Origin of the sequence: Bradyrhizobium sp. (assembly GCF_030654605.1) — a bacterium.
Lineage (GTDB): Bacteria > Pseudomonadota > Alphaproteobacteria > Rhizobiales > Xanthobacteraceae > Bradyrhizobium.
Genome location: NZ_JAURXB010000054.1, coordinates 1 through 10,799 on the forward strand (window position 1 = coordinate 1; position 10,799 = coordinate 10,799).

General features: G+C 63.2%; 9 protein-coding genes and 3 pseudogenes. 5 read left to right on the forward strand and 7 right to left on the reverse strand.

The features are described from left to right. From Q7U29_RS04680 to Q7U29_RS04690, 3 genes and pseudogenes are all read right to left on the reverse strand, one after another. Nucleotides 1-167 (reverse strand): annotated as a pseudogene (locus Q7U29_RS04680) (ribonuclease activity regulator RraA); the annotation flags it as partial. A gap of 90 nt (nucleotides 168-257) precedes the next feature. Continuing rightward, a complete protein-coding gene (gene araD / locus Q7U29_RS04685) occupies nucleotides 258-1,997 on the reverse strand; it encodes an L-arabinonate dehydratase (RefSeq protein WP_304739030.1) in 1,740 nt (579 codons plus the stop codon). Nucleotides 1,998-2,016: 19 nt separating this feature from the next. Continuing rightward, nucleotides 2,017-2,298, reverse strand: a pseudogene (locus Q7U29_RS04690) (ABC transporter permease); the annotation flags it as partial. Nucleotides 2,299-2,356: 58 nt separating this feature from the next. On the opposite strand from Q7U29_RS04690, the gene Q7U29_RS04695 reads away from it, so the two are divergent. The 4 genes from Q7U29_RS04695 to Q7U29_RS04710 all read left to right on the forward strand — a co-directional run bounded on the left by Q7U29_RS04695 (nucleotide 2,357) and on the right by Q7U29_RS04710 (nucleotide 7,989). Then, a complete protein-coding gene (locus tag Q7U29_RS04695) occupies nucleotides 2,357-3,076 on the forward strand; it encodes a GntR family transcriptional regulator (protein ID WP_304739031.1) in 720 nt (239 codons plus the stop codon). 447 nt (nucleotides 3,077-3,523) lie between these two features. After that, on the forward strand, nucleotides 3,524-3,772 hold the full coding sequence (locus Q7U29_RS04700; RefSeq protein ID WP_304739033.1) for a PilZ domain-containing protein: 249 nt from the start codon (nucleotides 3,524-3,526) through the stop codon (nucleotides 3,770-3,772). A gap of 207 nt (nucleotides 3,773-3,979) precedes the next feature. After that, nucleotides 3,980-4,414: a response regulator gene (locus Q7U29_RS04705; RefSeq protein WP_304739035.1), complete on the forward strand. Its 435-nt coding sequence runs from the start codon at nucleotides 3,980-3,982 to the stop codon at nucleotides 4,412-4,414. Nucleotides 4,415-4,482: 68 nt separating this feature from the next. After that, on the forward strand, nucleotides 4,483-7,989 hold the full coding sequence (locus tag Q7U29_RS04710) for a PAS domain S-box protein (RefSeq protein ID WP_304739037.1): 3,507 nt from the start codon (nucleotides 4,483-4,485) through the stop codon (nucleotides 7,987-7,989). A 56-nt stretch (nucleotides 7,990-8,045) separates the two neighbouring features. Here the strand turns inward: Q7U29_RS04710 and Q7U29_RS04715 are convergent, their stop codons facing one another. Beyond that, nucleotides 8,046-8,681: a response regulator transcription factor gene (locus Q7U29_RS04715; protein ID WP_304739038.1), complete on the reverse strand. Its 636-nt coding sequence runs from the start codon at nucleotides 8,679-8,681 to the stop codon at nucleotides 8,046-8,048. Nucleotides 8,682-8,832: 151 nt separating this feature from the next. Between Q7U29_RS04715 and Q7U29_RS04720 the strand changes: the two genes are divergently transcribed. Next, nucleotides 8,833-9,174, forward strand: a complete 342-nt coding sequence (locus Q7U29_RS04720) for a hypothetical protein (protein WP_304739041.1) — start codon at nucleotides 8,833-8,835, stop codon at nucleotides 9,172-9,174. Nucleotides 9,175-9,407: 233 nt separating this feature from the next. On the opposite strand, the gene Q7U29_RS04725 is transcribed toward Q7U29_RS04720, so the two are convergent. The 3 genes and pseudogenes from Q7U29_RS04725 to Q7U29_RS04735 all read right to left on the reverse strand — a co-directional run. Next, nucleotides 9,408-9,731 carry a PilZ domain-containing protein gene (locus Q7U29_RS04725; protein ID WP_304739043.1) on the reverse strand — a complete coding sequence of 108 codons (324 nt, stop codon included), beginning with the start codon at nucleotides 9,729-9,731 and terminating at the stop codon, nucleotides 9,408-9,410. A gap of 3 nt (nucleotides 9,732-9,734) precedes the next feature. Next, nucleotides 9,735-10,616, reverse strand: a complete 882-nt coding sequence (locus Q7U29_RS04730) for a protein-glutamate O-methyltransferase CheR (protein ID WP_304739044.1) — start codon at nucleotides 10,614-10,616, stop codon at nucleotides 9,735-9,737. Between the two features lie 43 nt (nucleotides 10,617-10,659). Then, nucleotides 10,660-10,799 (reverse strand): annotated as a pseudogene (locus tag Q7U29_RS04735) (response regulator); the annotation flags it as partial.

A 10,799-nucleotide genomic window follows, 5' to 3' on the forward strand; every position in this document is an offset into this window, starting at 1 on the left:
TAGCGCAGGGTAAAGGCTTCGCCGACCAGCGTCGGCTGGTCGGCGCCGAGCGGGTGCACGTCCTGAATGCACTGCATTCGAAAACCGCGCTTGAACAATGCGGTGGCCACGGTGGCGGTTGAGATGGTCTTCAGTTTGGCGCGGGTGGCATTGCTCAGTCTGGTCATTGGCTTTCCCCTTGTCATTCCGGGGCGATGCGCAGCATCGAACCCGGAATCTCGAGGTTCCGGGTTCGCGTCGCGCCCCGGAACGACGGACTAATAAATCGAAGGTTCATCGACCGGCTTGCCGAAACCGGTTTCGAGGAAGTCGAAATCGCAGCCCTCATTGGCCTGCTTGATGTGCTTGGTGAACATCCAGCCGTAGCCGCGCTCATAGCGCTTCTCCGGCGCTTGCCATTCGGCGCGGCGTTTGGCCAGCTCGGCTTCCGGCACATCGAGGTTGATGGTGCGCGCGGCGACGTCGAGCGAGATGCGGTCGCCATTGCGCACCAGCGCCAGCGGGCCGCCGATCCAGGATTCCGGCGCGACATGCAGGATGCAGGCGCCGTAGCTGGTGCCGCTCATGCGTGCATCCGACAGCCGCACCATGTCGCGCACACCCTGCTTCACCAGTTTTGTGGGGATCGGCAGCATGCCCCATTCCGGCATGCCCGGCCCGCCCTGCGGCCCGGCATTGCGCAGGATCAGCACGTGATCAGCCGTCACGTCGAGATCGGGATCGTCGATCGCCTTCTTCATCGAAGGATAATCGTCGAACACCAGCGCGGAGCCGGTGTGCTTGAGGAAGCGCGGCTCGCAGGCGCTGGGTTTTATGACGCATCCATCCGGAGCGAGGTTACCCTTGAGCACCGCCAGCGCGCCTTCGGCATAGATCGGATTTTCCACGGTGCGGATGACGTCGTCATCATAGACTTCAGCGCGAGAAATGTTTTCGCCGAGTGTCCGGCCGGTGACGGTCATGACGTCTAGATGCAGATGCTGCTTGATCCGGCTCATCAGCGCCGGCAGCCCGCCGGCATAGAAGAAATCCTCCATCAAATATTTGTCGCCGGAGGGACGGACATTGGCGATCACGGGCACCTTGCGGCTGGCAGTTTCAAAATCGTCGAGGCCGATGTCCTGGCCGGCGCGGCGCGCCTGCGCGATCAAATGGATGATCGCATTGGTCGAACAGCCCATCGCCATCGCCACGGTGATGGCGTTCTCGAACGCCTTGCGGCTCTGGATCTTCTGCGGCGTGAGATCTTCCCACACCATCTCGACGACCCGGCGGCCGCATTCCGAGGCCATGCGGATATGGCCGGCGTCGGCGGCCGGGATCGAGGACGCGCCCGGCAGGGTCATGCCGATCGATTCGGCGATCGCGGTCATGGTGGAGGCGGTGCCCATGGTCATGCAGGTGCCGTAGCTCCGCGCAATGCCGGCCTCGACATCGACCCAGTCCTTGTCGGAGATTTTTCCCGCGCGGCGCTCGTCCCAGTATTTCCAGGCGTCGGAGCCGGAGCCCAAGGTCTTGCCCTTCCAGTTGCCGCGCAGCATCGGTCCCGCCGGCAGGTAGATCGCCGGCAAATTCATCGAGGTGGCGCCGAGCAGCAGGCCCGGCGTCGTCTTGTCGCAGCCGCCCATCAGCACCACGCCGTCGACGGGATGGCCGCGCAGCAGTTCCTCGGCGTCCATCGCCAGCATGTTGCGGTAGAGCATGGTGGTCGGTTTCAGGAACGATTCCGACAGCGACAGCGCCGGCAATTCCATCGGAAAGCCGCCCGCCATCAGCACGCCGCGCTTGACGTCGTCGACCCGGCTCTTGAAATGCATGTGGCAGGGCTGCGCGTCCGACCAGGTGTTGAGGATCGCGATGACGGGACGGTCCTTCCACTCCTCCGGCGCATAACCCATCTGCATCGCGCGGGAGCGATGGCCGAAGGCGCGCAAATCGTCGGGCGCGAACCAGCGCGCGCTGCGGAGCTGGTCGGGGGTCTTTTTCTTGTCGGTCATGTCGGGGTCATTCCTGGGCTCAAGACTGCGTGCCCCACTTTTGCACGGTGTTGCGCTCGATGGTACGGAAGATCAGGTTTTCCACGACCAGGCCGATCACGATCACGGTCAAAAGGCCGGCGAAAACGGCCGGAATGTCCAGCAGGTTGCGGTTCTCGAAGATGAACCAGCCGAGCCCGCCCTGCCCCGACGACACGCCGAATACCAGCTCGGCCGCGATCAGGGTACGCCACGCGAACGCCCAGCCGATCTTCAGCCCCGTGAGGATCGAGCCGAACGCCGCGGGAATCAGGATGCGGCTTGCCTGACCTTTGCCTGACCTTTGCCTGACCCCTTGCCCCGACCACCCCGGTTCCCTGATGGATTCACCGCAAATCGCTTCCCGCCCAGCCAGCCCGCATTCCGCCGACCGGCTCGATCGAGACCGTCAGGCCGCACCCCAGGTGTTCGAGCGGCTGCGCGACATGATCGTCTCGCTCAAATTGCCGCCCGGATCGCCCTTGTCGCGCGCAGCACTTGCCACGCAGTTCGGCGTCAGTTCGACCCCGATCCGCGACGCGCTGATGCGGCTCGAGGAGGAAGGCCTGGTCGACGTCTTCCCGCAGCATGCCACGGTCGTGAGCCGGATCGATGTGCGACTGGCGCAGCAGGCTCACTTCCTGCGGCAGGCGCTGGAGCTGGAAATCGTCAAGGCGCTCGGGCTGGAGCATGTCGATGCCTTGATGGACGAGCTGAACGGCACAATTGCGCTGCAGCAGAAATGCGCCAGAGCCGGCGACTACGAGAAATTCATAGCTGCCGACAATGATTCCCATGCGCAGCTCTATGCCGCGACGGGCAACCGGGCGCTTTGGGATCTGGTGCGCAGCCGCAGCGGCCACATCGACCGGCTGCGCCGACTCCATTTGCCTTCGCCCGGAAAAGCGCAAGACATCGTGCGCCATCACAAACTCATCGTCGCGGCGATCAGCGCCAACCAGCCTGATGAAGCCCAGCGTCACCTGCGCCAGCATTTGTCGGGAACGCTTGGATATCTGGCCGAAATTCGCGCGCGTTTTCCGGAATATCTTAGCGAATGATTCATGCGGAAGCGCGAGTCTCCAGCCAGATGGTCCTTCAGTAGTTCTACCGGTCCGGAACTTAACACCCGGAGAGCGCCGGATCCGTAACGATATCCAACCGAGGTGAGTCGCCTTGCGCTGCAGGAACGACGTTGCACCGTCGCCTTCTCGATTCACCGGCAAGAGGGACGAAAGGTTCGAATTCGCAATGAGCTCTTCCCGTCGCAACCGGGGTCCCATCCACGGCAACGGGCCGGAGGCCATCGCGCGGCTTCAGACCCTCATCAACTTTCGCAACCCCCCCTTGGGTCGAGTCCGCGGCCTGTTCGTATGCGACGAGACCGGACGCTGGCTCGCTACCGCCGAACCGGTGAACCCGAAGGGTCTCGACAACAACGGCCGCGATTATTCTCGTCACCACGCTCAATCGGATGAACCGGGCTTGACGCCCTCGCTGGTGCCCTGATGGCAGAGCACCGCGCAACTCCGCGACACCGGGTCCTGAAGGCCGGAATCATAGAATTCGGCGGCGGGACCATCGATTGCACCGTCCGCAACATGTCCGAGGCGGGAGCGGCGCTGGACGTGGCCAGTCCGGTCGGGATCCCCGATCGCTTTGGCTTGATCTTGCCGGCAGAGGGGCGGCGTTTGCCCTGCCACGTGGTATGGCGGAAGGAAAAGAGAATCGGAGTCGCGTTCGATCGGGATCAGTGACATTTTTTTCTCCCGAATCACATTCCCCCGCACAGCCCCTTGATCCGTGTCTGCCCTGAACCGTGCAGATGGAATGGCTTCTCGGCCATCGTTCCAACAGAATCAACGCGTCGTCCACCAATGGAAATGCTTGCGTGCGAATGCGAATTCAGCAACCCTTTTGCGACAGGCCGGTGTTGATTCCAGATTCGAAGCGGAGAGTTGGACTTGGCACAGATTCTGGTCGTGGACGATGACATTGCAGTGCAGGCGACCATCCGGATTTTGCTGGAACGGGCCGGCCACAGCGTTGTCGTCGCCGGCGATGGCCGCAAAGGGCTCGCGATATTCGAGGCGGGTGAATTCGATCTGCTGTTTCTCGATATCTTCATGCCGGGCATGGACGGCCTGGAAACCATGCGGCTGGTCCATCAGCAACAACCCCTGATCCCGATCATCGTGATATCAGGCAATCCCGTCACTTCCGATTCCGGCTCCGGCCCGGATTTCCTGACCATGGCCACCAAGCTCGGCGCGGTCCGGAGCCTGCAGAAGCCCTTCAAGCCGGCCGCGCTGCTGGCAGCCGTTGCCGGGTCCCTCGAGGCCGCACAGCGTGCGTCGTCATCATCCCAGCCCGCCGGCGAGGTTGCTTCCCGCCCATAAAGCGGAATAGCGTTGGGCGTCCCGGCCAGCCGCGCACCATGGCGGGATAGAGTGGTGCGAAGACCAAGATGACGCTTGCAACCAGATTAGCCGCCGCGATGATCCTGCTGGTTGCGCTCGCGGTATCCGCGGTCGGATGGCTGAGCTATCGCAACCTGGAGCAGGCGCTGCTGCCCCGCATGCTCGATCGCATCGAGACGCATTCCCGGTTTGTCGCCGCCGAGCTGGACTCGCATGTGCGCAGCGGACCCGGCGACATTGCCACCTTTCACAGCCTGGCGGCGGTCCATGGCTTGATGCGTGCCCGTCTCAATGGCGGCATCGATCCGACCGATCAAATCCCGGAGGCGCTCTGGCGCGAGCGGCTGGGAACCCGGCTGGCTGCCCAGATGGCGCTCAAGCCGGCACATTCGCTCCGCTTCATCGGGGTAGAGGACGGCCACCGGGAGCTCGTTCGCGTCGACCGTTCCGGACCTGATGGCGCGGTGCGCATCGTTCCGGAAAGCGAGATGCGGCGGGTTGGCGATGAGCCCTGGTTCCGGGACACGATCAGCCTGGCTCCGGACGGAATTTACGTCTCGCACGTCGCTCTGAACGCGGAGAACGGTGTCGTCGAGACCCCCCATGTGCCGACGTTGCTGATCGCAAAACCGGTCATGGCGCCCGACGGCAAGCCGTACGGCATCGTCCTCATCAACGCCGACATGCGGCAAGCACTCGATCGCGTCAGGTCATCGGTGCGGCCGGGCGAAAGCGCCTACGTGGTCGACGGCAGGGGCGAGTACCTGGTTCACCCCGATCGCACGCGGGAATTCGGCTCGCAGCTCGGCAAGCCCAACGATTGGCGAAGCGACTTCCCCGATCTGGTATCATCGTTCGGCGCGAGCCGGAGCTTCGCAAAGGCCGTCCCGGAACGGGGCGCACGTCCGGACGGATTAGCGCTTGCTCCCGCGCGTTTGGCCGGCGGCGAATGGGTCGCCGTCATCGAGCGGAGTCCGAACGCCGCCTTCATGGCGTCCGCCTCGGCGATCCGAAATTCATCGCTCCTGGTCGGACTGATCGCCGTGCTGTGCGCGGCCGCACTGGCCGTGTTCATTGCGAGGACGCTGACCCGGCCGATCATCCAATTGACGGCGGCCGTCGAGGGCGCCGGCCGCGGCGGGCTGACCGCCATTCCGGTCGACGCCAGCGGCGAGACCGGCGTACTCGCGCGCGCATTTGCCCGGGTGATGGGCGAAGCGAATGCAAAGGCCGCCGCGCTCGAGCACGAAGTTCAGGATCATCGTCGCACCGTGGCCGCGCGCGACCATTACGCCTCGCGCGAGCGCCTCTTCAGCGCCGCCGTCGAATCCTCCATTGACGCCATCGTCACACAATCCCTCGACGGCGCGATCACCGGCTGGAACCCGGCCGCGGAACGACTGTTCGGATATCCAGCGACGGAAGCGGTCGGACAGCGGATCAACCTCATCGTGCCGCCCACCCGTGCGGAGGAGGTCAGTGACATCCTGCGTCGGGTCAGCTGGGGCGAAACCATCGAGAACTACGAAACCGAGCGCTTGTGCAGGGATGGCAGCCTGGTCCAGGTCTCGCTCGCCATTTCCCCGATCAAGGCACCGTCGGGACTGATCATCGGTGCATCGACCACCGCTCGTGACATCACGGCAAGCCGAAGGACCGAGCATGCGCTGCGCCAGCAGATCGAGGAGCGACGCCGCATCTTCGAAACCTCCCAGGACCTGATCCTGGTGATCGATCCAACGGGCGTGCTGGTTCAGGTGAGCCCGAGCGCCGCGACCATCCTGGGATATGCGCCGAAGGAAATGATCGGCCGCAACGCCAGCGAATTCCTCCACCCCGACGACCTCGAGATCAGCCGTGACGAACTGCGCCTGGCGCGGCGCGGAAAGCGGGCGCGGAATACCGATTCGCGCTACATTCACAAGGACGGGCGGATCGTGACGCTGTCCTGGATGGGTACGTGGTCGGAGCCGGTCCGACGGTATTTCTTCGTCGGCCGCGACATGACCGAAAGCCGGCTGGCGCAGGAGACATTGCGCGAAAGCGAACAGCTGGCGCGCGGCATCATCGATACCGCGCTCGACGCCTTCGTCCAGATCGACGAGAAAGGCCGCATCCGAAACTGGAATACGCAGGCGGAAACGATCTTCGGCTGGTCGCAAGATGAAGCGCTGGGACAAAAGCTCGGCGAATTGATCATTCCGGAAATCCACCGTGCCGGCCACGCGTCGGGCATCGCGCGCTTCCTGAGCACCGGCGAAGGTCCAATCCTCGGCCGCCGCATCGAGATCGAGGCCCTGCGGCGTGACGGCCGGGAGATCAAGGTCGAGCTCAGCGTCACCGCGTTGAAACGCCGTGACGGGTTTGTGTTCAACGGCTTCATTCGCGACCTGACCGACAGGATCGCGGCGGAGGACCGGATTCGGCAGGCCGAAAAAATGGAAGCCGTCGGCCAGCTCACCGGCGGCATTGCCCATGACTTCAACAATATCCTGACAGTCATCACCGGAACCATCGAAATTCTGGCCGAGGCCGTCGAGAAGGACCCGCAACTCGCCGCCATCACCAGGATGATCGACGAAGCCGCGTCGCGGGGCGCGGATCTCACCCAGCATCTGCTGGCCTTCGCCCGCAAACAGCCGCTGCAGCCGCGGGAGACCGACGTCAATGAGCTGATCATCGACACCGCCAAGCTGCTGCGGCCCACGCTGGGCGAGCAGATCGAGATCGAATCGGTGTTTGAAGACGAAGCCTGCATGGCGACCGTCGATCCCAGTCAGCTCGCGACCGCCATTCTCAATCTCGCGCTCAACTCCCGCGACGCGATGCCCAATGGCGGAAAGCTCATCCTCGAAACCAGCATGGCCTTTCTCGACGAAAGCTACGCCAGCATGCAAGGCGACGTGCGGCCCGGACGCTACGCGTTGATTGCCGTGAGCGACACCGGAACCGGGATTCCCGCCGCCATACTCGACAAGGTGTTCAACCCGTTCTTTACGTCAAAGGGCCCCGGCAAAGGCACCGGTCTCGGCCTCAGCATGGTCTATGGTTTCGTGAAGCAGTCCGCCGGACACATCATGATCTACAGCGAGGAGGGCCACGGCACCACGATCAAGATGTACCTGCCGCCGGGCACCGGAGCCCTGTCCGCTGCCGAAGCCGGGATCGGGGCGGCCGTTGAGGGCGGCCATGAAACCATCCTTGTCGTTGAAGACGACAAGCTGGTCAGGGATTATGTGCTGACCCAGCTGCATTCGCTGGGCTATGTCACGCTGGATGCGGCCAATGCAGCGGAAGCACTTGCTATCGTCGCTGCCGGCAAGGCCTTCGATCTGCTTTTCACCGACGTGATCATGCCGGGCACAATGAACGGCCGCCAGCTCGCCGACGAGATGCAGAAAGCCAGGCCCCGACTCAAGGTGCTGTTTACCTCGGGCTACACCGAAAACGCGATCATCCACCACGGCCGGCTCGACTCCGGAGTCCTGCTGCTCGCCAAGCCGTACCGCAAGTCGGATTTGGCCACGATGATCCGCAAGGCGCTCGCCGGCTAGCTCCGGACGTCATCCCTGCGTTCGCAGGGGCGCCGCAAGGACATTGACGCGCCGGTTCAGGAGCCGCGCGCGGCGGTCATCACGATTCGAATGAGATCGGCCGCATTCCTGGCGCCGAGCTTCTTCATGATGTTGGCGCGATGATCTTCGATGGTGCGCGGACTGATTCCGAGATGGCGCCCGGCTTCCTTGTTGGAAGCGCCCGACGTGAATTGCTCCAGCACCTCGCGTTCGCGCCGCGTCAATGGCTCCCGTCCCGGAAAATGCAGCGACGCGGTTCGCGAGGCGGAGTTCTCTGCCTGCCGGCGTGCATATGCCCCTATCGCTTCGTCGAGCCGGGCCACTATTTCGCTGCCGCGGAACGGCTTTTCGATGAAATCCAGCGCGCCATTCTTGATCGCGCTGACCGCCATGGCGATGTCGCCCTGGCCGGAGATCATGAAGATCGGCGCGGGATAGTCCTCGCCGGAAAGCTCCTTCAGGATATCGAGGCCGGATTTGCCGGGAATATTCACGTCGAGCAGGATGCAGGCCGGCGTTCGCGTCCGCGCCAATGCCAGCAGCGCGGCGCCGTCGGCAAAGCAAATCACCTGATATCCGCCCGCCGACAACACCATCGACAAGGTGTCGCGGATAGCGGGGTCGTCGTCGACCACGAAGATCTCGCGTTGGGAAGCAGGGTTCTCAGCCATGAGTCGGTCCATCGACAGTGAAAAAAAACACGCCCATTCGCCGCACGATACTGCGCCTAATGCAGATTCGAGCCCACCCGTATTTGTACGGGACGCAGCCTTAACGCACAAGTAGCGCCGCGGGCATAAAAACGTATGCAGGAGAGCAATCATGCAGGCGGCAACAGACGGCAGGATTCCGGACCCGTCCGGCGACCGGAATCACGGCCACCATTCGATCGTTTCGGAGCTGGTTTCGCTGATCGAGCACGTCCAGACCGGCATGAAGCAGCTTGAAGCCGCCATTACCAGGGAGTCCGCTCCCGGCAACCAGGATGCTGCCGGCAACGTTTTCGTCCTGGACGACGTCACCCCCCGCTACGCGAAGGTGAACGCCGCACTGGACGTCTGCAATGCCGGCCTTGGCATTGCCCTTCACCATCTGCTGGACGCCAGGGCACCAGACACCTCGCCGGCAATTCCACGGCGAGCGACTACGCGCCGGTTCGCCTGATCAATCGCGCCTGAAGTGCCTGATTCGGCTTTTTGCGGCCGTGCCGCGGAAACTTGCGATGCCGATCCCTCAAAGGGTTTCTGTCGTATTCAACGGCCTGCTGCGATCGCTTGCCGCCAGGCCCGGCCTCGAGCGGCGTATCGGTCGAGACTCTGCCGGCAGGGCGACGATCGCCGTCTAGTGGCACCGGCCCGTTCACAAGCGCTTCCCGGCAAGCCCGGCGCGGTCCGCCCTCAGGCGCCTATCAGCGTATCCGTTGACATGGCACCAGCCCGCTTCTTCTTGTTCTTGCCTTTCAGGAAGGAAACATCGATCTCGGCGCCGTTGACGCGGACCAGCTCGCACCGCCGATAGGCGAGGCCGGTCGACGACAACAGCAGAAAGAACTCCTTGAGATTGAGCCCCTGAATCGAGCCTTCCACGGTCAGGATGGCGTCGTTGTCGGAGATGGCGTTGAGCAGGCAATCGCGGCGCCAGGTCCCGTCGATGCCCATGATGCAGACACCATAGCCGCGGCTGAACGTCACGCGCTCCGGTGCTTTTGCATCATCGCCCATTCGTCAACGCCCCGCCATCGCAGCGAGCTTCGGCGCGGCCGCGCTCGCGGCCGGCAGCTTTGCCGGCGTCGCGCCTGCGGCATTGGGCCGGTACAGACCGCGCTTGTCCGGGAACGGCTTGAAGACATCGGTCAGCCCGACCACGGTTTCCGCCGCACCCAGCACCAGAAAGCCGTCCGGCTCGGTGATCTTGGCGAGGCGATTGAAGATGTTCACCTTGGTGTCCTGGTCGAAGTAGATCAGGACGTTGCGGCAGAAGATCACGTCGAAGACGCCGAGCTGGGAGAAGTCGTGCAGCAGATTGAGCTGCCGATGCTGAACCATGGCGCGAATGTCGGGGTTGATCTGCCAGAGTTCGCCGGTCTGCTTGAAGTATTTGACGAGCATCTGAATCGGCAGGCCGCGCTGAACCTCGAACTGGCTGTAGATTCCCGCCTTGGATTTCTCCAGCACTTCCTGCGACAGGTCGGTGGCGATGATTTCGATCCGCCAGCCGGCCAGCATGGCGCCCATGTCCTTCAGGCACATCGCCAGTGAATACGGCTCCTGACCGGTCGAACCGGCGGCACACCAGATCCGGATGCTCTTGCGGCTTGCGCGGGCCTTCACGACCTCCGGCACGATGGAATCGCGAAAGTGATCGAACGGAACCTTGTCGCGAAAGAAGAACGTCTCATTGGTGGTCATGGCCTCGACCACCTGGGTGGTGAGGTCGGCGGACCCGCCCTTCATCTTCTGCACGAGTTCGGTGATGTCGGACAGTCCCGCCTTCCGCGAAAGCGGCAGCAGCCGGCTTTCGATCAGATACTGCTTGTCGGCGGACAGATCGAGACCGGAGCGGTCCTTGAGGAGTTTGCGCAAATATTCATAATCTGGCGGGGTCACTGGCGGCCTCTCTTACAACGCTAACGCTACAGGCAGAACCGGATTATTCCGGCACCGCGATCAGGCCTACTTCCTGGAACTTGGCCGCGATGATTTCCTTATCGAACGGCTTCATGATGTATTCGTTGGCGCCGCCTTCGAGCGCGCGCTCGATGTGTTCGATGCCGTTCTCGGTAGTGCAGA

Bases quoted from the DNA above. Each gene is read 5' to 3' on its own strand.
- araD (WP_304739030.1), bottom strand. From the start codon at position 1,997: ATGACCGACAAGAAAAAGACCCCCGACCAGCTCCGCAGCGCGCGCTGG.
- Q7U29_RS04695 (WP_304739031.1), top strand. From the start codon at position 2,357: ATGGATTCACCGCAAATCGCTTCCCGCCCAGCCAGCCCGCATTCCGCC.
- Q7U29_RS04700 (WP_304739033.1), top strand. From the start codon at position 3,524: ATGGCAGAGCACCGCGCAACTCCGCGACACCGGGTCCTGAAGGCCGGA.
- Q7U29_RS04710 (WP_304739037.1), top strand. From the start codon at position 4,483: ATGACGCTTGCAACCAGATTAGCCGCCGCGATGATCCTGCTGGTTGCG.
- Q7U29_RS04715 (WP_304739038.1), bottom strand. From the start codon at position 8,681: ATGGCTGAGAACCCTGCTTCCCAACGCGAGATCTTCGTGGTCGACGAC.
- Q7U29_RS04720 (WP_304739041.1), top strand. From the start codon at position 8,833: ATGCAGGCGGCAACAGACGGCAGGATTCCGGACCCGTCCGGCGACCGG.
- Q7U29_RS04725 (WP_304739043.1), bottom strand. From the start codon at position 9,731: ATGGGCGATGATGCAAAAGCACCGGAGCGCGTGACGTTCAGCCGCGGC.